Raw genomic sequence first — 21,557 nt, forward strand, 5'->3', positions numbered from 1 at the left:
CGGCGGTGGGCGCGGGCCCGGGCGCGCGCTCGCGGCTGGAGTCGGTGACGGTCGACGCCGCCGACCCGGCCGGGCTGGCGCGCTGGTGGGCGCGGGCGCTGGACTGGCGCCTGGGCCACGCCGACGACGGCGAGGTGGACGTGGACCCGCCCGAGGGCGAGCCGGGCGTGCCGCTGGTGTTCGTGCCGGTGCGCGACCCCAAGCGCGCGCCCAACCGCGTGCACCTGGACCTGGACACCTCCTCGCCCGCCGAGCAGCGCGAGACGGTGGCGTTCCTGCTGGCGCACGGCGCCCGCCGCGCCGACGTCGGGCAGGGCGAGGTGCCCTGGGTGGTGCTCGCCGACCCCGAGGGCAACGAGTTCTGCGTGCTGGACCCGCGCCCGCAGTACGAGGGCTGCGGGCGGGTGGCCGCCGTGGTGGTGCAGGCCCTGCGCCCGCAGGCGCTGGCCGCGTTCTGGGCGCCGCTGACCGGCTGGCGGCAGGTGCGCTCGGACCCGTCGGCCGCGGCGCTGCGCGACGGCGGTCGCGGCCCGTACCTGGAGTTCGTGCGCACCACCTCCGCGCACGCGGTGAAGAACCGCTGGCACCTGGACGTGCGCCCGGCCGCCGGCCCGCCGGAGCAGGACCGCGTGGTGCGCGCCGCGCTGGCGGCCGGGGCGCGCCCGGTGGACGTGGGCCAGCACCGGCGGGTGAGCTGGGTGGTGCTGGCCGACCCGGAGGGCAACGAGTTCTGCGTGCTGCGCGAGCGCGGCTGAGCGGCCGCCCCGGCCCGGTGCGCGGGGCGCCGCGGGAGCACCGGGCACCCCTCAGGGCAGCAGCAGCAGCTTGCCGGTGGTGCGCCGCCCCTCGAGGTCCTCGTGGGCCCGGCGCACCTCCTCCAGCGGGTACGTGCCGCCCACGCGCACGCGCAGGCTGCCGTCGGCGACCCGCGCGAACAGCTCGCTCGTGCGCGCGAGCAGCTCGGCGCGGTCGGCGGTGTGCGCGGCCAGCGAGGGGCGGGTGACGAACAGGGAGCCGGCGGCGTTGAGCCGCTGCAGGTCGAAGGGCGGCACCGGCCCGCTGGAGGCGCCGTACAGGGCCAGCAGCCCGCGCGGGCGCAGCGCGGCCAGGCTGTCGTCGAAGGTGGCCCGGCCCACGCCGTCGTAGACGACGTCCACCCCGCGCCCGCCGGTGCGCTCGCGCGCGCGGCGGGCGGCGTCGGCGTAGGCCACGACCTCCTCGGCGCCGGCGGCGCGCGCCAGCTCGGCCTTCTCCGGCGTGGAGGTGGTGGCCAGCACCCGCCCGCCGCGCAGGCGCACCAGCTGCGTCAGCAGCAGCCCCACCCCGCCGGCGGCGGCGTGCACGAGGACGTGCTCGCCGGGGGCGACGGGGTGGGTGCTCGTGGCCAGGTAGTGCGCGGTCAGGCCCTGCAGCAGCACCGCCGCGGCGGTGCGCGCGTCCACGCCGTCGGGCACGGGCACCAGCTCGGCGGCGTCGACGAGCACCCGCTCCGCGCAGCTGCCCGGCGCCTGCTTCCACGCCACGAGCAGGCCGGGCTCGAACCCCTCGACGCCCTCGCCGGCGCGCAGCACGCGCCCGGCGCCCTCGCTGCCCACCGGCGCGGGCAGCGGCTGCGGGTAGGTGCCCGAGCGCAGGTAGGTGTCGACGTAGTTCACCCCCGCGGCCTCGACGGCCACGAGGACCTGCCCCGGGCCGGGCTCCGGCTCGGGCACGTCGGTGACGGTGAGGACCTCCGGGCCCCCGGTGACGGTGATCCGCACGGCGCGCACGGGGCGATCCTGCCGCGCGCGGGGCGATCCCGCCGCGCGCGGCGCGCCCGCGTCAGCCGCCGGTGCTCTCGCGCACGACGAGGTGGTGCTCGGCGACCAGGGTGCGCCCGGGCGCCTCGAGGCCGTCGAGGCGCTCGGCCAGCAGCGCGAAGGCCTGCTCGGCCGCGGAGGTGCGGTCGATGGCCACGGTGCTCAGCGTGGGGGCGCAGTAGCGCGACTCCTCCACGTCGTCGACGCCCACGACCAGCACGTCCTGCGGCACGCGCCGGCCCAGGCCGCGCAGGGCGTGCAGGGCGCCGAAGGCGAGCAGGTCGTTGGCGGCGAAGACGCCGTCGACGTCGGGGCGGCGGGCGAGCAGCTCCAGCGCGCCGTCGTGGCCGTGGGGGCGCTCCCACTCGGGCGTGGTCTGCAGCAGCGCGGGGTCGAAGCGCACCCGGGCCCGGCGCAGGGCGCGGCGGTAGCCGGCCAGGCGCTGGGCGAGCACCGGGGAGCGGTCGGCGTCCTTGTCGCCGAGGAAGGCGATGCGCCGGCAGCCGCGCTGGAGCAGGTGGGTGGTGGCCGCGTCGCCGACGGCCACGGAGTCCACGGTGACGCGGTCGACGTCCACACCCTCGCCGTTCTCCCCGATGAGGACGGCGGGGGTGGTGTCGCGACGGGTCAGGAGCACCTCGTCGGGGATGTTCAGCGGCACCAGCACCAGCCCGTCGACCATGCGCGCGCCGACGCCGTCGGCGACCTCGCGCTCGCGCTCGGGGTCGCCGTCGGTCTGCTCCACCAGCAGGGTCAGCCCGCGCCGGCGCGCGGCGCGCACCAGCGCGTTGGTCAGCTCGCCGTAGTAGGAGCTGGTGAGGTTGGGCACCCCCAGCGCGATCAGGCCGCTGCGGCCCCGGCGCAGCTGCCGGCCCATCGCGTTGGGGCGGTAGCCCAGCTCGTCGATGAAGGCGCGCACGCGCTCGCGCATCTCCGGGCGCACGTGGGGGTGGTCGTTGACCACGTTGGAGACGGTCTTGATCGACACGCCGGCGGCGGTCGCGACGTCCTTGAGCGTCGTGGCTCGACCGGTGGGCACGCACCCATCCTGTCACCGACCGGCCCCTCCCCGCAGCAGTCCGGCCGGGCGCGCTTGACGCGCCGGGGATCCAGGGTGTTTCTTTCTTCCAACGTTGCAAGGAAGCAGGGAGGTCGACGATGACCCGAACGTCCCTCACGCGCAGGAACCTCCTGCGCGCTGCGGGCGCCACCGCTCTGACGGCCGGCGCCGCGGGGCTCACCTCGTGCGCGGCGCCGCTCACCGGCACCGGCTCCGGGCGGCAGCTGGCGTACTGGAACTTCTTCACCGGCGGCGACGGCGAGCGGATGGTCGAGCTCGTCGACGCCTACCGCGGCGAGGCCCCCGACGTCGACGTCACCGACACCACGCTCATGTGGGGCTCGCCGTACTACACGAAGCTGGCCATGGCGTGCGCCGGCGGGCGCGCACCGGACCTGGCCACCATGCACCTCTCGCGCCTGCCCCCGTTCGCCGCGCACCTGCTGGACCCCTTCGACCTCGACGAGCTGGCCGCGCGCGGCATCACGCGCGAGCAGTTCCCCGCCCGGGTGTGGGACCAGTCGCTGGTCGACGGCGAGCTGTACGCGCTGCCGCTGGACACGCACCCGATGGTCCTCTACGTCAACACCGACCTGTGCGAGCGCGCGGGCCTGCTGGGCACCGACGGCGCGCTGGCACCGATCGCCTCCGCGGAGCAGTTCCTCGACGCCGGCCGGCGCCTGGCCGAGGTGACCGGCTCGACGGGGATCTCCTGGGCCGCCGCCGCCGACGGCCTGGCCGGCTGGATGCTGTTCTGGTCGGTGTTCCGCCAGCTCGGCGGTGTCATGGAGCTGCCGCAGGGCGGTACCGCGCAGGTCGACCGCGACGCGGTGGTCTCGGCGTTCTCCTTCCTGCGGGACCTGACCGACGGCACGATCTGCTCGCCGACCCTGGACGGCCCGGCCGCGCCGGCGGTCTTCGCCAGCCAGCAGGCGGGGCTGTTCGTCCTGGGCCCCTGGGAGCTCATCACCGCGCAGAGCGCGCAGGTCCCGTTCACCATGACGCAGTTCCCCGCCCTGTTCGGCGACGAGCCGCTGATCCGGGCCGACAGCCACAGCGTCGTCCTGCCGCGGCACGTCTCGCTGGACGGCCAGCGGCGCGCCGCCGCCTACGACATGGCCGCCTCCATGCTGCGCAACAGCCTGTCCTGGGCGGGCGGCGGGCACATCCCGGCGCTGTCCGCGGTCTCGGAGAGCCCGGAGTTCCTCGCGCTGGAGCCGCAGTCGAACTACGCCGGCGCGGCGGAGTTCGTCGAGTACGACCCGGACGCGTACTTCTCCGGCTCCGGCTCCCAGCTGATGTCCTACGGCGGGCAGCTGATCCTCGGGGTCTCCACCCGGGCGCAGACGCCCGAGCAGGCCACCGACGCCCTCGTGAGCTGGCTCGACCAGCGACTCGCCATCCCCAGCCCGGTCTGAGCCGGCCGTCCCGACAGAGGTCCCCCATGGCCACCACCACGAGCGGTCCCACCCTCGCACCGCCCGCCGCGACGACGCGGTCCCGGCGCCGGACGCACTCCCTGACGACGAACCCGGGCGGGTTCTGGTTCGTCCTGCCCTTCCTCGTCGTCTACGCGGCCTTCACGATCTTCCCGGTCCTCTACGGCTTCGGGATGAGCTTCTTCGACATCAGCCTCGCCGGCGCCCCGACGTCGTTCGTGGGGCTGGAGAACTACGGCGAGCTGTTCGGCGACCCGCAGGTGTGGCGCACCCTGGGCCACACCCTGCTGTTCACCGTCCTGTCCACGATCCCGCTGGTCCTGGTCCCCCTGGCCATGGCGCTGCTCGTGCACACGGGCGTCGGGGGCCAGTGGTTCTGGCGCTTCTCCTTCTTCGCCCCCTACCTGCTGCCCGTCTCCACCGTCGTGCTCATCTGGAACTGGCTGATGCAGGGCGACTTCGGCTTCATCAACGGCGTCCTCGGCTCCCTCGGGCTGCCGACGGTCGGCTGGCTCAGCGAGGAGAGCGTCGCGCTGACGTCGGTGGTCGTCATCACCGTCTGGTGGACGGTCGGGTTCAACTTCCTGCTGTACCTCTCGGCGCTGCAGGCGATCCCGGAGACGGTGTACGAGGCCGCCGCGCTGGACGGCGCGGGCGGGCGGCGCCGGCTGCTCTCGATCACCCTGCCCCTGCTCAGCGGCACCACCGGCCTGGTCGTCGTCCTGCAGCTCCTGGCCTCGCTGAAGGTCTTCGACCAGGCGTACATCCTGTTCGCCGGCTCGGGCGGGCCGGGCGGCGCGGCCGCACCGATCCTGCAGCACGTCTACGACACCGGTTTCGTGAACTACCGCCTCGGCTACGCCTCGGCGATCTCGTACGTCTTCTTCGCCCTGATCATCGTCGTCTCACTCGGGCAGTTCGCCCTGAGCCGCCGCCGGGGAAGGACCGCAGCATGAGCACCCTGACCACCCCCCGGGCCGAGCGGGCCGTGAGCACGCGCAGCGGCGAGGCGGTGCGCCACCGCTCCCCCCTGGCGCTGGCCCTGGTGGTCACCGCTCTCGTGGTGGCCGCCGCGCTGTGGCTGGCGCCGCTGGCGTGGGCGCTGATCACCTCGCTGAAGCCCGAGGGCGAGACCACCGACGTCCCGCTGCAGGTGGTGCCCGACGCCGGCTACACCGGCGACGCCTACACCTCGGTGCTCGGCAACGACAACCTCCTCACCTGGTTCGTCAACTCCACCCTCGTCGCGGTCGTCGTCACGGTGCTGACGGTGGCGCTCTCGGCGCTGGCGGCCTACGGCTTCTCCCGCTGCAGCTTCCGCGGCAGGGGCGCGCTCTTCGCCCTGACGGTGGCGGGCATCATGGTGCCGCCGCAGATCCTCGTCGTGCCGCTGTACCGCGAAGTGCTGGCGATGGGCCTGGCCGACACCTACTGGGGGATCATCCTGCCGCAGCTGGCCGTACCGACGATGGTCTTCATCCTGAAGAGCTTCTTCGACGGCATCCCGCGCGAGCTGGAGGAGGCCGCGCGGGTGGACGGCGCCGGCTCGTTCCGCGTCTTCTGGCAGGTCGTCCTGCCGCTGTCGCGCTCGATCCTGGCGGCCGTGGCGATCTTCGTGTTCATCGGCGCGTGGAACAACTTCCTGTGGCCGTTCATCATCACCTCCAACCCCGACCTCATGACGCTGCCGGTCGGCCTGGTCCAGGTGCAGTCCAGCTTCGGCGTGCGCTACGCGCAGGTCATGGCCTCGGCCCTGCTGGCCGGCCTGCCCCTGATCGTCGTGTTCATGCTGTTCCAGCGCCAGATCATCCGCGGCGTCGCCACGACGGGCCTCGGCGGCCGCTGAGCGGCGCCCCCCGGCCCCTCACCACCCCCACTGGAAGGAAGACCGTGCGCAAAGCCCGCCTGACCCTCGACCCCGCCTTCACCGTCGGGCCCGTCCCGCACCGCCTGTTCGGCTCCTTCGTCGAGCACATGGGTCGCTGCGTCTACACCGGCATCTTCGAGCCGGAGCACCCCACCGCCGACGAGGACGGCCTGCGCGGCGACGTGCTGGAGCTGACGAAGCAGCTCGGCCCGACGGTCGTGCGCTACCCCGGCGGCAACTTCGTCTCCGGCTTCGAGTGGGAGGACTCCGTCGGCCCGCGCGAGGAGCGCCCCCGGCGCATCGACCGCGCGTGGCGCTCGGTGGAGACCAACCAGTTCGGTCTGGCCGAGTTCGACTCCTGGGCGCGCAAGGTCGGCACCGAGACCATGATGGCCGTCAACCTCGGCACCCGCGGGCTGCAGGACGCCTGCAACCTGCTGGAGTACACCAACATGGAGGCCGGCACGAAGTACGCCGACCTGCGCGTCGCGCACGGCAGCAAGGACCCCTTCGACATCAAGCTGTGGTGCCTGGGCAACGAGCTGGACGGGCCCTGGCAGACCGGCCACAAGACCGCCCACGAGTACGGGCGCCTGGCCGCCGAGACCGGCATGGCGATGCGCTCGATCGACCCGGGCATCGAGCTGGTGGCCGTCGGTTCCTCGAGCCGCTCGATGCCCACCTTCGGCGAGTGGGAGTCCACCGTCCTGGAGCTGGCCTACCACGCGGTCGACTACGTCTCCTGCCACGCCTACTACGAGGACGTCGACGACGACCCGGCGAGCTTCCTGGCCTCGGCGGTGGACATGGACCTGTTCATCGACCAGGTCGTCGCCACCGCCGACGCGGTGCGCGCGCGCGGCAAGCACCACAAGCGCATCGGCATCTCGTTCGACGAGTGGAACGTGTGGTACCAGTCGCGCCCGCACCACGCCCCCGGCGTGCAGCCGTGGGACGTCGCCCCGCGCGTCATCGAGGACGAGTACTCCATCACCGACGCCGTCGTCGTGGGCACCCTGCTGAACTCGCTGCTGCGCCACGCCGACCGCGTCACCATCGGCGCGCAGGCGCAGCTGGTCAACGTCATCGGCCTGCTGCGCAGCGAGCCCGGCGGCGGGGCGTGGAAGCAGACCATCGCCCACCCGTTCGAGCAGGTGCGCCACCTGGCCACCGGCGAGGTGCTGCGCGTGGCCGCCAGCTCCGACAAGTACGAGAGCGCGAAGTTCGGCGACGTGGACGTGGTGGACGCCAGCGCCACCTGGGACTCCGACACCTCGACGGTCTCGCTGTTCCTGGCCAACCGCGACCTGTCCGAGCCCGCCTCCGTCGAGGTGTCCCTGCGCGGCTTCGACGTCTCGAGGGTCGTGGGCGCGAAGGTGCTGGCCGCCGCCGAGGGCCAGGACCGGCACACCACCAACGCCACCGGCGGGCACGACCAGGTGGGCCTGCGCCCCCTGCAGGACGTCGGACTCGTCGACGGCCTGGCCACGCTCGTGCTGCCGCCGCTGTCCTGGGCGGTCGTGCAGGTCGCGGGGGGCTGAGCCCTCGCGGGTGCGCCGCGGCCACCGGGTCCCCGTCCGGGGGGCCGGTGACCGCGGCGCCGCTCACCGGTGCAGCGGCACCCCGGCGAAGTGGTGGGCCAGGTCGGTGCGGGCGGTGCGGCTGCGCGCCAGCCAGCGCAGCTGGGCCAGCTGCAGCTGCGCCTCGAAGGGGTCCTCGCCGGCGTGCAGCAGGTCGGTCATCCAGGTCGCGAAGCGCGTGCTGCGCCACACCCGCTCCAGCGCCCGCTCGGAGTAGGTGTCGGCCGGACCGCTGTCGTCCTTGCGCACCAGGGCCACCAGCGCCGGGGCCAGCAGCGCCACGTCGGCCACGGCGAGGTTCAGCCCCTTGGCGCCGGTGGGCGGCAGGACGTGCGCGGCGTCCCCGGCCAGGAAGAGGCGCCCGTGGCGCATCGGGGTCTGCACCAGGCTGCGCACCGGCACCACCGACTTCTCGGTGATCGCCCCGGTGGCCAGCTCGAAGCCGTCCCGGCCCGAGCCCAGCCGCAGCGCCAGCGCCTCCCAGACCCGGTCGTCGGGCCAGTCGGCCACGTCGGTGCCGGCGGGCACCTGCAGGTACAGCCGGCTCACGCTGGCCGAGCGCATCGAGTGCAGGGCGAAGCCCTGCGGGTGCCAGGAGTAGCGGACGTGCTCGGTCGAGGGGGCCACCTGCGCCAGCACCGCCAGCCACGAGTGCGGGTAGCGGCGCTCGTAGCGCGTGCGCGCCCGCTCGGGCACCGCGCCGCGGCTGGGCCCGTGCGAGCCGTCGCACCCGGCGACCGCGGCCGCCCGCACGCGGACGGGGGTGCCCTCGGCGTCGGTGAAGCTCACGCACGGCTGCTCGGTGCCGGCGTCGTGCACGCGGGTGGCCGACACCCCGTGCAGGACCCGCTGGCCGCGCTGCCGGGCGGCCTCGACGAGGTCCTTCTGCACCTCGGCCTGGCCGTAGAGGACGGTGGAGCGGCCGGTGAGCCCGGCGATGTCGACGAAGACCCCGCCGTCGGGCCAGGTGAGGTGGATGCCGTCGTGCCTGCGGCCCTCGCGCGCCAGCCGCCGGCCGAGGCCGGCGTCGGTGAGCACGTCGACGGTGGCCTGCTCGAGCACCCCGGCGCGGACCCGGGCGGCCACCTGCGCCTGCGAGCGGCTCTCCAGCACGATCGAGTCCACCCCGTCGGCGGCCAGCAGGTGCGAGAGCAGCAGGCCCGCCGGGCCGGCGCCCACGATGACGACGTCAGTCCTCAACTCCACGCCCGTACCGTGGCAGGTACCGGCGCCCCTCGGATGCCGTTCGGGTGGATGCCCGGGCGAACGGTGGGCCACCCGGGTGACGGCGAGGGGAGCGCGCACCGGATCGGCGGCTCGCGCTCGACCGAGCGCCACCCGTCGATCACTGGGCGTGCAGGCCGTCCGTCACAGCAGCAGGTCCCCGGCGCTCACGACGGGCCGCCACAGCGGTGCGCCGCCGCCGTCGGCCGCCGCCACGGGCGCCAGCGCGGGCAGCCGGTCGGCGGCCACCAGCGGGCCGAGGTCCAGCGCGCTCAGCGCGGCCACGTCGGCCACGGGCACCTGGAAGGTGCCGAAGCCCCCCAGCTCCGGCACCCGCTGCGCCGAGGCCTCCGCGCGCAGCAGCCGGTCCACCAGCGCCGTCTGGTCCAGCACGAAGCCGGCCGAGGCCAGCACCGGCTCGCCGGAGCCGTCGTCGAGCAGGTACCCGGCGACCTTGAAGAAGCGCCGGGGCACCCGCACGCCCCGGTAGGGGGGGTCGTCCTCGGCGAGCACCGGGCCGGTGACCACCACCATGCGCGCGTCGTGCTCGCGCGCGTGGGCCAGGACGTGGTCCTCCAGGCCCAGCCACAACTCCTCGGACTGGTTGAAGCCGGCGACCTGCGGGGCGGCGTTGGCGTAGCTGAAGGTGTCCGCGTTCGCGCGCAGCGCCTCGGCCGGCTCCCCCCACACCGGGTCGCGCCGGCGCACCAGGTGGCCGCGGTCGAAGTCGTTGCGCGCGTACAGCTCGGCCCCGGCCTGCGCGCCCGCCTCAGCGCGCGGGTCGAGGAACCAGCGGTCCCCGCCGCGCTCGACCTCGCGCAGCGAGGCGCCGTCGACGGCGACGGCGGTGGCCGCGGCCAGGCGGCGGTCCGGGCGCAGCACCACCGTGAAGTGCGTGTAGGGCAGCACCACGACCCGGGTGCCGTCCGTGGGCAGGGGCACCGGCACCACCGGGCCGGGGGCCAGGAACGACGGGTCGAAGCCGGCTCGCCCCGACAGGTCCACCGCGGCGGCGGCCGCGCTCGTCTCGTCCACGTCCCCCACCCTGCACCCCGCCGCCGACACGGGCACCCGGCGCGCCCCGGCGGCGGCGCTCAGGTGGAGGTGTCGGCGTACGGCGGGGTGAAGCGCTCCAGCGCGCGGGCGTAGGCGAGCTGGTAGCCCAGCGGCTCGGGGTGGTCGCGCTCGAACATCGCGATGAACAGCGTCAGCGTGAGGAACGGGTGCGCGCCCATCTCGAAGAGGGCGACGTGGTCGTGGGTGGCCAGCGCCTCGCGCTCGGCGGCGGTGAACGCCAGCCAGGTGGTGCGCTCGGCGGCGGTGCAGCCCAGCAGCAGCCCGGCGCGCTCGGCCTCCCACCACCGCACCGTGCCGCGCGGGTCCTCGCGGTAGCGCTCGACCAGCTCCGGGTCGCGGTCGACCGTGTAGAGGAACTTGTCCACCAGGTACCTGCTCACGCCGGCACCCCCTTCGGGTACCAGGTGAAGTACGCCTCCATGGTGTGGAAGAGGTCGACGGTGTCCACGTGGTGCGCGCGCGCCCCCTCGCCGGCCACGCCCATCATCAGCATGAAGTCCATGAACCCGTGGGTGGCGTTGCCGGGGGCGTGCAGGCTCTCCAGCGTCACCTCCGACAGGCACCCCTCGATGTCGCCGGTGGAGATCCACTCCACGGCGCGGCGGTCGAACTCCGGGTCGGGGCCGTGCGGGCCGAACTGGCGCGGGCCGCCCAGCTCCAGCGAGAGGTGCCCGGTGCCGATGACGGCCACCCGCTTGTCGGAGGGCCAGGACTCGACCACCTCGCGGATCGCCGCGCCCAGCTGCACGAAGCGCTTCGGCTGCGGCAGCGGCGGGGCGAAGATGTTCGTGTAGACCGGCACGATCGGCAGGTCGTTCTGCGGGCGCAGCGTGATGATGGGGCAGGTCACGCTGTGGTCGATGCGCAGCTCGTTGCTGAAGGCGAGGTCGAACCCGGCGTCCAGGCCGGTGCGCAGCAGGTGCCCGGACAGGTCGCGGTCCCCGCGCAGCAGCATGCGCGGCATGCCGAACTCGCGCTCCTCGTTGTACCAGTTCGCGTCGTACTGCTCGGCGTGCCCGACGAGGAACTGCGGCATGTTGTCCAGCCACAGCTGGTGGAAGTGGTCCGAGCCGACCATGACGAGCACGTCGGGGCGCGCGCGGGTCAGCGTCTCGCGGAACGCCTCCACCTTGCGGATCCACTCCTCGGCGAAGGCCGGGCGCTGCTCGGGCGGCAGGGTGCTGGTGCGGTGGTAGAAGGGGTGGTGGGTGGACGCGATCACCGCGACCAGCTCGGCCATGGGACCTCCTCGTTCGGCGGGACCGGCGCGCGGCGCCGGCGGGTGCGGGGCGTCAGCCGGCGCCGGGGGCCGGGGCCGCGTACGGGTCGGGCTCCACCGGGCGGGTGGCGGAGTCCACGGACAGGAACACCCGCTGGGCGACGGGGTGGCGCAGCTCCTCGGCGAGCTGGCCGATCAGGCCCGCGGTGCGCGCCAGCAGCGCGAACCCGCGCAGCAGCTCCAGCGGCAGGCCGAGGTCGGCCAGGGCCGCCCCGCACACCCCGGCGCCGTTGAGCGGCAGCGTCCTGCCCAGGACCTGCGGGTGCACGCGCCCGACGGCGGCGAACAGCTCCAGGTGCGGGCCCCGGGCGCCCTCCTCGGCGGCGATGGCCATCAGCCGCGGGGTGCGCGGGTCGCCCTCCTTGTGCACGTGGTGGCCCAGGCCCGGCACGAACCGCCCGGCGGCGCGCTGCCGGCGCACCACCTCCAGCGCCACCGCGTCCCAGCCGGCCTCGTCGCCGGGCCGCTGGTCCAGGCCCTCGAGGACCTCGTGCAGGAAGCGGCCGGTGTCCTCGGTGACGCCCAGGAAGCGCGAACCGCCGCCGAGCAGGCCGGCGGCCAGGGCGCCCTGCACCGAGTCGGGCGCGGACAGGTACGTCAGGCGGGTGACGATGGCGGTGGGGGTGAACCCGTGGTCGGCCAGCGCCGCCAGCACCGCCTCGAACACGCGCACCTGCCCGCGCGAGGGGCGGCGCTGGGTGGCCAGCCAGAACGCCAGCTCGCCGAAACCCACCTCCCCCATGACGTCGCGCGCCAGGTCGTGCCCGAGCAGCGTGATGGTGCGCAGGTCCGAGGCGCCCAGCGCGGTCGGGTAGGTGCCCTCCGGTTCAGCCACGGCCGGTCCCCTCCCCCGCGACCACACCCGAACCCGCACCCGCTGCGACCGGCTCGCTCAGCCAGCGGCGCAGCTCCTCGCCGTGCTCGTCCAGGCGCGGCGGGGGCAGGCGGTAGGTGACCGCGCTGGCGGAGAAGCGGATCGGGTGGCGGGTGGTGGGCACGGCGTCCTCGCCCTCGCCGACGACGACCACCGGGTCCAGGCCGAAGCGCTCGGCGGCGGCGAAACCCCCGTCGATGGTGTTGATGGGGCCGCTGGGCACGCCGGCGGCCACGAGCAGCTCGAACCACTCCTGCGCCGGGCGGGTGCGCAGCCGCTGCACGAGCAGCGGGCGCAGCTCCTCGCGGCGGGCGGTGCGGTCGGCGTTGCGCGCGAAGCGCGGGTCGTCGGCCAGCTCCGGGGCGCCGAGCACCTCGCACAGCCGGCGGAACTGCCCGTCGTTGGCGGCGGTGACGATGAGGTCGGCGTCGGCGGTGGGCAGCGGCTCGTAGGGGAAGACGCTGGGGTGCGCGTTGCCCATGCGCAGCGGCACGACGCCGCCGGCCACGTAGGCGGAGGAGTGGTTGACCAGGCCGGTCAGCGCGGAGGACAGCAGGTTCACCTCCACGTGCTGGCCGCGGCCGGTGGCCTCGCGGTGGCGCAGCGCGGCCAGCACGCCGATGGCGGCGTGGTTGCCGGCCATGACGTCGAAGACGGAGATGCCGGCGCGGTAGGGCGGGCCGTCCGGGTCGCCGGTCAGGCTCATCAGGCCCGAGATCGCCTGGACCATCAGGTCGTAGCCGGGCACGTCGCGACCGGCGCCGGAGCCGAAGCCGCTGATGGAGGCGTACACGACGCCGGGGTTGGCGGCGCTGACGTCGTCGTAGCCGAGGCCGAACCTCGCCATGCCGCCGGGCTTGAGGTTCTCCACGAGCACGTCGGCGCGGCGGGCCAGCTCGCGGGCGACGGCGGCGTCGGCGGCGTCGCGCAGGTCCAGCGCGATGGAGCGCTTGCCGCGGTTGACGCCCAGGTAGTAGGTGGAGGCGTCCCCGCGCCGGGGCGGGGTCCACGAGCGCGTCTCGTCGCCGCCGGGGCCCTCGACCTTGACGACCTCGGCGCCGAGGTCGGCCAGCAGCATCGTGGCGTAGGGGCCGGCCAGCACCCGGGAGAAGTCGGCCACCAGCAGGCCGGCCAGGGGTCCCGCCGGTGCGCCCGTGGCGCCGGGAGCGTCCACCACCGCGCCCCACCTCCTCGTGGTCCGCTGTGCGGACGAGCGTCCGCTGCAGCGAGTGTGGGCCACCGCCCCGGCACCGTCAAGGTGCGCGGGCGCCGGGTGCCGGGCGCCCCGCCGCGGGGCCGTCAGGGGGCGGGGGCGGTGACCTGCGGCAGGGCGTCCAGGCGCGCGAAGTCGGCGCTGACGGCGCTGCCGGCGCTCAGCAGCAGCGGCAGGTGCTCCTCCAGCAGGCGCTGCACGGACGTCTCGGCGGCGTGCGCGTTGACGTTCAGGGCGGCCACGACCCGGCCGGCGCCGTCGCGCAGCGGCACGGCGATCGAGCGGATCCCCAGCGCCAGCTGCTCGTCGGTGACGGCCCACCCGCGCGCGCGCACCGCGCGCAGCTCCTCCTCGCGCTCGGCGCGCGCGGCGGTCCAGCGCGGGCGCACCCCGGAGCGGCTCGGCTCGGCCAGCACCGCCTCCACCTGCTCGTCGCTCAGCGCCGCGAGCAGCACCTTGCCCAGCGACGTGGCCTGCGCGGGGAACCGGGTGCCCACGGTGACGGCGAGCGTGACGATGCGCGGCACGGCCACCCGGGCGACGTAGACCACGTCGGGGCCGTCGAGCTGGCCGATCGAGCACGACTCCCCCGTGCGCGCGGACAGCTGCTCCATGTGCGGGCGCGCCACCTCCCACAACCCCGTGGCGGCCACCTGCGCCACGCCCAGCTCCAGCACCCGCGGGGTCAGCGAGAAACCCCCCGGCCCCTGGCGCACGTACCCCAGCTCGCCCAGGGTCAGCAGGATGCGCCGGGCCGTCGGGCGCGCCAGGCCGGTGGCCGCCGCCGCCTCCGCGAGCGTCATCACCGGGCGCTCGCGGCCGAAGGCGGCGATGACCTCCAGGCCGCGCGCCAGCGCCTCGATGAAGTCCGGTCCGGCGCCCTCGCGCGGCATGGTGCGCTCCTCGTCGTGGCGTCCGGCCGGCGGGCCCCGGTCCCCCGCCGCGACGGCGCCCCCGCAACGCTACACCGCGGCCCGCGCACCGGCGCCGGGCGAGCGCCCCCGCGGGCCGGTGCCCGGCGCCTCAGGCGCCGCTGCTGAGGGGTTCGGCGTCGCGGCGGTGCGTGGCGCCGGTGCGGAACTCCGTGTACGTGTACGGGTTGTCGCGCACCTTCGTCTCGGGCACCTCCGGGTCCATGCCCCGCCGCCAGGCCTCCTCGCCGAGCGCGGAGCGCAGGTGCTCCACGCTCGCCTCCACGGTGCGGCGCACCGCGGGCAGGTCCACCCCGACGAGCCGGTGCTCGTGCTTGACCACCCGCCCGTCCACCAGGACGGTGTGCACGTCGCCGCGCTGGGCCTGCAGGGCGATGTGCCCGTAGGGGTTGAGCACCGGGAACATCACCGGCGAGGCGTCGTTCTTCACGAGCACGACGTCGGCCTTGCGGCCCACCTCCAGGCTGCCGACGACGTCCTGCAGGCCCAGGGCGCGCGCGCCGCCGAGGGTGGCCCACTCCACGACCTGCTCGGCGCGCAGGTGGCAGTTCGTCACCGTCTCGCCCAGGGCGTGCGCCTCGAGGTGCTCGCGGGAGCGGTCCGCGCCGAGGGTGGTGCGCATGGCGCTGAACAGGTCCGCGCTCCACCACACGCTGGTGTCCATCGACAGCGCCACGGGGATGCCGTGCGAGCGCAGCTGCCAGGTGGGCGGGTAGCCCTGCCCGCAGCTCTGCTCGCTCTCGGTGGACACCGAGACGGTGCCGCCGGTGGCGGCGATGCGCTGGTAGGAGTCCGCGCTCAGGGTGGCGGCGTGCACGTACACGGTGCGCTCGTCCATGAACCCGTGCTCGTGCATCAGCCGGATGCCGTCGTCGCCGGTGGCGCCCCACACCCCGGCGTGCGTGGTGACGGCCGCGTCGAGCTCGCGCGCCACCTCGAAGGCGGCGCGCTCGGGGAACTGCGGGTCGCCGGTGACGTCGAAGGCCATCTGGAAGCCGAGCATGTCGCTGCGGCGCAGGCGGCGCTCGACGAAGCGGCGGAAGCCCGGGCCGGCCGACCACTCCCACGGGCCGGCGTGGATGTTGCCGTACGCCAGCACGAACCGCCCGGGCACCGCCTCCAGCGCGTCCACGGCCGCCTCGGCGTGCTCGGGGGTCTGCAGCCCGTGCGACCAGTCGACGGTGGTGGTCACGCCGGCGTCGAGCGCCTCCACGGCCGAGAGCAGGTTGCCCGCGTGCACGTCCTCGGGGCGGAACGCGCGGCCGTGCTCGAGGTAGTACCAGACGAAGTACTGCGTCAGCGTCCAGTCGGCGCCGTAGCCGCGCATGGCCGTCTGCCACATGTGCCGGTGCGTGTCGACCATGCCCGGCATGACGATGCCGCCGGAGGCGTCGACCTCGGCGGTGCCCTCGGGGACCTGCAGGGCCGGGCCGACGGCCGCGATGCGCCGGTCGACGACGAGGACGTCGGTCTCCGGCAGGACCGAGCGGCGCGCGTCCATCGGCAGGACGGTGCCCCGGCGCAGGACCACGGGCTGGCCCGGGCGGGGCGCGGGGCCGGCGGGGGTGGCGGCGGGGGTGGCGGCGGCGGGGGTGCTCATGCGACTCCTTCGTCCACGGGCTGGGTCGTCCGCTCGACGGGCGGACGTCCGGTGGGCGGACACGCCGCCACGCGCTCACTGTGAGCCCCGCCCCGGGGGCTGTCAAGGCACCCGCGCGCGGCGCGCGCGCACCGCGCCCGGGCACCGCGCCCACGCACCGCGCCCGGGCGCGCCCGTAGCCTCCCGCCGTGCAGACCCCCCGCCCCGCGCCCGCCGCCGCGCCCGCGCCCACAGCCCCGCCCACCGCCCCGCCCACCCCGCCCGCGCACGTGCCCGTCGCGGTGCTCACCCGCGGCGGGCTCGTGGAGTCCGTGCACACCGGCTCGGTGGTCGTCCTCGGCGCCGACGGCGCGACGGTGGCCGCCGTCGGCGACGTGGCGGCGCCCGTGTACCCGCGCTCGGCGCTCAAGCCCCTGCAGGCGGTGGCGATGGTGCGCGCCGGCCTGGACGTGCCGGTGGGCCTGCTGGCGCTGGCGTGCGCGAGCCACTCCGGCGGCGAGGAGCACCTGAGCCGGGTGCTGCGCCTGCTGGAGCTGGCGGGGCTGGGCCCGCAGGACCTGCGCAACGTGCCGGACCTGCCGATCGGCGAGGCCGAGCGCGCGGCGTGGACAGCCGCCGGGCGCGGCCCGCAGCCCCTGGCGCAGAACTGCTCGGGCAAGCACGCGGCCATGCTGCTGACCTGCCGCACCGCGGGGTGGAGCACCACCTCGTACCTCGAGCCGGACCACCCGCTGCAGCGGCTGGTGGTCGAGACCGTCGAGGAGCTGTGCGGCGAGCGCGCCGTCCACCCGACGGCCGACGGCTGCGGCACCCCGCTGGTGGCGGTGTCCCTGCGCGGCCTGGCGCGCGCGGTGGCCCGCCTGGCCGCGGCCGCGCCGGGCACGCCGGAGGGGCGGGTGGCCGCGGCGCTGCGCGCGCACCCGGAGCTGGTGGCCGGCGAGGGGCGCGACACCACGGCGCTGGCGCGGGCGGTGCCGGGCCTGCTGACCAAGGACGGCGCCGAAGCCGTGCAGGTGGCCGGCACCGCGGACGGCGCCGCCGTCGCGGTCAAGGTCGGCGACGGCGGCGGGCGCGCGCGGGTGCCGGTGACCGCGGCCGCCCTGGCGCTGCTGGGCGCCGGCGGCGCGGCGCTGGAGGCGCTGGCGAGCAGCCCGGTGCTGGGCGGGGGGCGCCCCGTCGGCGAGCTGCGGGCGCTGCCGCTGGCGCCCTGAGGGCACCGGCGGGCGGCGCGACCCGCGCGCGGTTGACCGCGCCCGCCGCCACGCCGTAGACACGCGGGAGCAGGTGGACACGCGGGCGCGGCCGGGACCCGGGCGCGCGCCGCCGGACGGGAGGGCCGTGCGCATCGAACGCGCCGTCGCGGTGCTGCCCGTGCTGCCCGGCGACGAACCCCACCTGGACGCGTGCCTGGAGCAGCTGGTGGCCGCCGCCGACGAGGCCTCGGCCGCCGGCGTGCCCACCGAGCTGGTGGCCGTGCTGGCACCGGGCGCGGCGGGCGCACCGGGCGCGGCGGGCGCACTGGGCGCGGCGGGTGCGGCGGGTGCGGCGGCCGCGGCGCTGGTGCGCTCCTGGGAGCCCCTCGTCGCGCTGCTGGAGGGGGTGCGGCTGGGCGCCGAGCCCGCGCCGGCCGGCGCCGCCACGGCGCAGGACGTGCTGGCGGCCGGGGCCGCGGCCGTGGCCGGGCGGCTGCCCCGCCCGGCCGGCGCGGTGGTGCTGACCACGGCGCCGTCCGTGGCGGTGGGCAGCCGCTGGATCACCGAGCACGTGCACCACCACGCCGGCGGGGCCCGCGCGAGCACCGGGCCGGTGCGCGGGGCCGCCGGCGCGCACCCGCTGCGGCTGAACCTGGCGCTGCGCGCGGACCTGCTGCTGCGGTGCGGGCCGGCGGCCCTGACGGGGGCCGTCGACCGGCCCCTGGTGCACGCGGTGACGCCCTCGGTGGGACTGCTCGCGGCGGGTCAGCCGGCGTCGTCCTGATCGTCCCGGCCGTCCCCGCGCGGGGCGCGCGGGTCCTCGGCGAGCACGCGCAGCAGCTCCTGCCGGAAGCGCTCGAGGGCGTCGCCGGCGCGGCGCACGTCCCCGGGGCGCCCGCTGAGGACCACCTGCTGCAGCAGGCCGGCGACCTGCCGGGCCTGGCCGAGGACCTCGACGAGCTCCTCGGTGCCGAACCAGCCGGGGCCGCCCGGGCCGCCGGGGCCGCCGGGCGCGCCGGCGTCCTCCCACGGCGCCGGGGCGCCGGCCAGCTCCTCCTCGACGTGGCGCCGGCCCTGCTCGGTCAGGGCGAAGCGCTTGGGGTCCTCGGGGTCCGGGGCCACCAGGCCCTCGTCCTGCAGCTGCTGCAGCGTGGGGTACACCGAACCCGGGCTGGGCTTCCACGCCCCGCCGCTGCGGCGCTCGACCTCGCCGATGATGCGGTACCCGTTGCTGGGCCCCTCGGCGAGCAGCACCAGGACGGCCGCGCGGACGTCGCCGCGCGGGCGGCGGCGCCCCCGGGGGCCGGGCCCGTCGGCGCCCCATCCGCCCCAGCCGCCCCAGCCGCCGCGGCCGGCGGCGCCCGGGCCCCAGCCGCCCCACCCGGCGGCGTCACCGCCCCAGCCGCCGGCCCAGCCCCCGGCCCAGCCGCCGGGGCCGCGGCCGCCGCCGAACGGACCGCCGCCGCCGAAGGGGCCGCGCCGGGCGCCGGGGTGGTGGCCGCGGTGCTCACCGCGGTGCGGGCCGTCGGGGCCCGCGGCGAAGAACCTCATGTCGCACCTCCCTCACGGGGACGGCGGGACGCCATCCCGATACCTCGACGATACATCGCTGAGGTATCGGGAACCAGCCCTCGCGGGCGGGTGCTCGGGCGGCGGGTGCTCGGGCAGGACGCCCCGGCCGATGGCCAGCGCCGGCAGCACCTGCAGCGCCGGCACGCGCTGCAGCAGCCGCAGCACCAGCGGGGCGCGCACCGGGCGCGCGCCGTCCAGCGCCGGGCGCAGCACCCGCGCGTGCACCGCGCGCTGCACCGCCTGCGTCAGCACCACCGGCGGCAGCCGCCTGCGCTGCACGCGCGCCAGGTCGCGCGAGCCCGGCCGCCCGGCGCGCAGCACCGGCGCCAGCAGGCGCGCGGCGGCGACCGCGTCCTGCACGGCGAGGTTGACCCCGACCCCGCCCACCGGCGACATCGCGTGGGCGGCGTCGCCGATCGCCAGCAGCCCGTCGCGGTACCAGCGGCGCAGCCGGTCGATGCGCACGTGCAGCACGCGCACGTCCTCGAACCCGCCCAGCGCCCCGACGACCCCCGCCAAGGCCGGCACCAGGCGGGCCAGGTCCGCGCGGAACGCGGCCGCGCCGCGCTCGCGCAGCGCCGCCAGGCCGCCGGCGGGCACGACGACGGCGCACTGCAGGTGCGTGCCGCGGTCCAGCACCACGACGAAGCGGCCGGCCGACACCCGCGCCGCGGCCGCCGGCACCCCGCCGGCCGGGCGCGGCAGGCGGAACCACAGCACGTCGGTGCCCGCCCCGAACTCGCACAGCGGCAGGCCCGCGGCCGCGCGCAGCACCGAGCCGCGCCCGTCCGCGGCCACCGTCAGCGCCGCCCGCACCTCGTGCTCGGCGCCGTCGGCGGCCGAGCGGTAGCGCACGCCGGCCACCCGCTCGCCCTCCAGCAGCGGGCCCAGCACCCGCGCGCCGGTGCGCAGCTCGAAACCGGGCAGGCGGCGGGCGGTCCCGGCCAGCAGGTCCAGGAAGTCCCACTGCGGCACCAGCGCCAGGAAGGGGAAGCGCCCCGGCAGCCGGGAGAAGTCCGCCAGGGTGCGGGTGCCGTCGTCGGTGGTCACCTCCGCGCGGCCCACCCGCGCGTGCGGCAGCGCCAGGAAGCGCTCCGCCAGGCCCAGCTCGTCCAGCAGGACGAGCGTCGAGGGGTGCACGGTGTCGCCGCGGAAGTCGCGCAGGAAGTCCTCGTGCGCCTCCAGCACGAGCACCCGCACGCCCGCGCGCGCCAGCAGCAGCCCCAGCACCACGCCCGCCGGGCCGCCGCCGGCGACGACGCAGCCGAGCTCGTCCACCGCGCCTCCCGCGCCGGGCGGCGCGCCGCCGCACCCGGCCGCGACCATCCTCGCGCGCACCGCTCCCGGCGCCAACCCCGCCGCGCGGACCTCAGGCGGGCTCGTCCACCGGCTCGCCCAGCTGCGGCGCGGGCAGCTCCCCGCGCGCCCAGCGCAGCGCGTCGGCCGGCGGTAGCGGGCGCGCGAAGAGGTAGCCCTGCAGCTCGTCGCAGCCCATGGCGCTCAGGCGCGCGGCGGTGACGGCGTCCTCCACGCCCTCGGCCACGACGACCAGGCCCAGGCGGTGCGCCAGCGCGATGACCGAGGAGACGATGACCTCGTCCTCGGGGTGGGCCATGAGGTCGCTGACGAACTGCCGGTCCACCTTCAGCTCGTGCACGGCCAGCCCGCGCAGGTGCACCAGGCTCGTCGCCCCGGCGCCGAAGTCGTCCACCGAGACCCGCACGCCGCGCTCGCGCAGCCGCTGCACGGTGCGCCGCGCGCCGGCGGGGTCCACGACGATGGCGGTCTCGGTGATCTCCAGGACGAGCTGCTCGGCTGGCCAGCGCGTCAGCGCCAGCGCCTCCTCCACCATGCCCAGCAGTCCCTCGTCGAGGGTGGCGGCGCTGATGTTGACCGAGACGGTCGTGTCCAGCCCCTGCGCGCGCCACGTCGCCACCTGCCGCACCGCGGTCAGCAGCACCCAGCGCGTCAGGGCGTGGATGAGGCGGGTGCGCTCCACCAGCGGCAGGAACGCCGCGGGCGCCAGCAGGCCGCGGGTGGGGTGCTGCCAGCGCACCAGCGCCTCGAAGCCGAGCAGCTGCCCGTGCCCGCCGCCGGCGACCTTGGGCTGGTAGTGCACGACGAGCTGGTCCTCGTCCATGGCCCGGCGCAGCTGGCCGAGGACCTCCAGGGCGTCGGTGGAGTGCGGGTCCTGGGCGGCGTCGTAGCGCAGCACGCCGGCGCGGGCGCGCTTGGCCGCGTACATCGCCACGTCCGCGTGCTGCAGCAGCTCCTCGGCGGAGGTGCCGTCGGGCCCGGCCAGCGCCGTGCCGATGCTGCCCTGCACGTCCAGCGGCACCTGCCCGGAGGAGAAGCCGCCGATGGACAGCGCCGCCAGCAGCCGCTTGGCGAGCACCTCCAGCTCCTGCGCGCCGGTGGGGGCGGGCACCAGCACCGCGAACTCGTCGCCGCCCAGGCGGGTGACCTGCGCCTGCGGGCCGGCGCCGCTGCGCAGCACCGCGGCGACCTGCCGCAGCAGGGCGTCGCCGGCGGAGTGGCCCAGCGTGTCGTTGACGTCCTTGAAGCCGTCGAGGTCCAGCAGCAGCAGGCCCGGGCGCTCGCCGGCGGCCAGCGAGCGCACCAGGCGCTCGGTCAGGGCGTGGCGGTTGCCCAGGCCCGTCAGCGCGTCGGTGCGCGCCACGCGGGCGCTGCGGCGGTCGCGCTGGCGCACGACGGCGGCCAGCGCCACGGCAGCGGCGACCGTGACGACCACGACGGTCGTCCAGGCGGCCCAGGCAGCGTCCACGCGATCCCATCGGCAGCCGGGGCCCCGCGCCTGAACCGTCCGGTCGGGTGAGGCCGCCGGCGA

Annotated in this window: 20 protein-coding genes; 7 read left to right on the forward strand and 13 right to left on the reverse strand. The window is 76.5% G+C overall.

The window, feature by feature from the left end; all coding sequences use genetic code 11:
* Nucleotides 1-5: 5 nt before the first annotated feature.
* The gene (locus ACRYMN_RS03425; RefSeq protein WP_432491983.1) at nt 6-755 is read left to right on the forward strand and encodes a VOC family protein; all 750 of its coding nucleotides are present in this window, start codon (nt 6-8) and stop codon (nt 753-755) included.
* A gap of 51 nt (nt 756-806) precedes the next feature.
* On the opposite strand, the gene ACRYMN_RS03430 is transcribed toward ACRYMN_RS03425, so the two are convergent.
* Nucleotides 807-1,769 carry a quinone oxidoreductase family protein gene (locus tag ACRYMN_RS03430; protein ID WP_432491985.1) on the reverse strand — a complete coding sequence of 321 codons (963 nt, stop codon included), beginning with the start codon at nt 1,767-1,769 and terminating at the stop codon, nt 807-809.
* Between the two features lie 52 nt (nt 1,770-1,821).
* The gene (locus ACRYMN_RS03435; protein WP_432491987.1) at nt 1,822-2,838 is read right to left on the reverse strand and encodes a LacI family DNA-binding transcriptional regulator; all 1,017 of its coding nucleotides are present in this window, start codon (nt 2,836-2,838) and stop codon (nt 1,822-1,824) included.
* Between the two features lie 119 nt (nt 2,839-2,957).
* On the opposite strand from ACRYMN_RS03435, the gene ACRYMN_RS03440 reads away from it, so the two are divergent.
* Genes ACRYMN_RS03440 through arfA form a run of 4 tightly spaced genes read left to right on the forward strand, consistent with a single transcriptional unit; the run spans nt 2,958 to nt 7,706 of the window.
* A complete protein-coding gene (locus tag ACRYMN_RS03440; RefSeq protein ID WP_432491989.1) occupies nt 2,958-4,277 on the forward strand; it encodes an extracellular solute-binding protein in 1,320 nt (439 codons plus the stop codon).
* Between the two features lie 26 nt (nt 4,278-4,303).
* Nucleotides 4,304-5,254 (forward strand): carbohydrate ABC transporter permease, encoded by a 951-nt coding sequence (locus tag ACRYMN_RS03445; protein WP_432491991.1) that lies wholly within the window; start codon nt 4,304-4,306, stop codon nt 5,252-5,254.
* Nucleotides 5,251-6,144: a carbohydrate ABC transporter permease gene (locus tag ACRYMN_RS03450; protein ID WP_432491993.1), complete on the forward strand. Its 894-nt coding sequence runs from the start codon at nt 5,251-5,253 to the stop codon at nt 6,142-6,144. Before ACRYMN_RS03445 ends, ACRYMN_RS03450 begins: the two co-directional genes overlap by 4 nt.
* A gap of 44 nt (nt 6,145-6,188) precedes the next feature.
* Nucleotides 6,189-7,706, forward strand: a complete 1,518-nt coding sequence (arfA, locus tag ACRYMN_RS03455) for an arabinosylfuranosidase ArfA (RefSeq protein ID WP_432491995.1) — start codon at nt 6,189-6,191, stop codon at nt 7,704-7,706.
* A 63-nt stretch (nt 7,707-7,769) separates the two neighbouring features.
* Here the strand turns inward: arfA and ACRYMN_RS03460 are convergent, their stop codons facing one another.
* The 8 genes from ACRYMN_RS03460 to ACRYMN_RS03495 form a co-directional block, all read right to left on the reverse strand.
* Nucleotides 7,770-8,945 (reverse strand): 4-hydroxybenzoate 3-monooxygenase, encoded by a 1,176-nt coding sequence (locus tag ACRYMN_RS03460; protein ID WP_432492090.1) that lies wholly within the window; start codon nt 8,943-8,945, stop codon nt 7,770-7,772.
* 168 nt (nt 8,946-9,113) lie between these two features.
* The gene (locus ACRYMN_RS03465; RefSeq protein WP_432491997.1) at nt 9,114-10,004 is read right to left on the reverse strand and encodes a DNA/RNA non-specific endonuclease; all 891 of its coding nucleotides are present in this window, start codon (nt 10,002-10,004) and stop codon (nt 9,114-9,116) included.
* 59 nt (nt 10,005-10,063) lie between these two features.
* Entirely contained in the window at nt 10,064-10,426 is a 363-nt protein-coding gene (locus tag ACRYMN_RS03470; protein WP_432491998.1) for a hypothetical protein, read from the reverse strand.
* Nucleotides 10,423-11,286, reverse strand: a complete 864-nt coding sequence (locus ACRYMN_RS03475; RefSeq protein WP_432492000.1) for a DODA-type extradiol aromatic ring-opening family dioxygenase — start codon at nt 11,284-11,286, stop codon at nt 10,423-10,425. Before ACRYMN_RS03475 ends, ACRYMN_RS03470 begins: the two co-directional genes overlap by 4 nt.
* A gap of 52 nt (nt 11,287-11,338) precedes the next feature.
* A complete protein-coding gene (locus ACRYMN_RS03480) occupies nt 11,339-12,160 on the reverse strand; it encodes a citryl-CoA lyase (RefSeq protein ID WP_432492002.1) in 822 nt (273 codons plus the stop codon).
* Nucleotides 12,153-13,376, reverse strand: coding sequence for a CaiB/BaiF CoA transferase family protein (locus ACRYMN_RS03485; protein WP_432492004.1), 1,224 nt, complete (start codon nt 13,374-13,376; stop codon nt 12,153-12,155). Before ACRYMN_RS03485 ends, ACRYMN_RS03480 begins: the two co-directional genes overlap by 8 nt.
* 122 nt (nt 13,377-13,498) lie before the next feature.
* Nucleotides 13,499-14,305, reverse strand: coding sequence for an IclR family transcriptional regulator domain-containing protein (locus ACRYMN_RS03490; RefSeq protein WP_432492006.1), 807 nt, complete (start codon nt 14,303-14,305; stop codon nt 13,499-13,501).
* A 130-nt stretch (nt 14,306-14,435) separates the two neighbouring features.
* On the reverse strand, nt 14,436-15,944 hold the full coding sequence (locus ACRYMN_RS03495) for an amidohydrolase family protein (protein WP_432492008.1): 1,509 nt from the start codon (nt 15,942-15,944) through the stop codon (nt 14,436-14,438).
* A gap of 188 nt (nt 15,945-16,132) precedes the next feature.
* On the opposite strand from ACRYMN_RS03495, the gene ACRYMN_RS03500 reads away from it, so the two are divergent.
* Nucleotides 16,133-17,155: an asparaginase gene (locus tag ACRYMN_RS03500; RefSeq protein WP_432492010.1), complete on the forward strand. Its 1,023-nt coding sequence runs from the start codon at nt 16,133-16,135 to the stop codon at nt 17,153-17,155.
* A gap of 127 nt (nt 17,156-17,282) precedes the next feature.
* Entirely contained in the window at nt 17,283-17,921 is a 639-nt protein-coding gene (locus ACRYMN_RS03505) for a hypothetical protein (protein WP_432492012.1), read from the forward strand.
* Here the strand turns inward: ACRYMN_RS03505 and ACRYMN_RS03510 are convergent.
* The 3 genes from ACRYMN_RS03510 to ACRYMN_RS03520 form a co-directional block, all read right to left on the reverse strand.
* Complete coding sequence (locus ACRYMN_RS03510) at nt 17,903-18,688, reverse strand: PadR family transcriptional regulator (RefSeq protein WP_432492014.1); 786 nt, start codon at nt 18,686-18,688, stop codon at nt 17,903-17,905. The genes ACRYMN_RS03505 and ACRYMN_RS03510 overlap by 19 nt on opposite strands.
* 12 nt (nt 18,689-18,700) lie before the next feature.
* On the reverse strand, nt 18,701-19,987 hold the full coding sequence (locus ACRYMN_RS03515) for an FAD-dependent oxidoreductase (RefSeq protein WP_432492016.1): 1,287 nt from the start codon (nt 19,985-19,987) through the stop codon (nt 18,701-18,703).
* A gap of 91 nt (nt 19,988-20,078) precedes the next feature.
* On the reverse strand, nt 20,079-21,494 hold the full coding sequence (locus ACRYMN_RS03520; RefSeq protein ID WP_432492018.1) for a putative bifunctional diguanylate cyclase/phosphodiesterase: 1,416 nt from the start codon (nt 21,492-21,494) through the stop codon (nt 20,079-20,081).
* Between the last annotated feature and the right edge of the window lie 63 nt (nt 21,495-21,557).

The sequence above is a fragment of the Kineococcus gypseus genome, assembly GCF_050871305.1.
GTDB classification, from domain to species: domain Bacteria; phylum Actinomycetota; class Actinomycetes; order Actinomycetales; family Kineococcaceae; genus Kineococcus; species Kineococcus gypseus.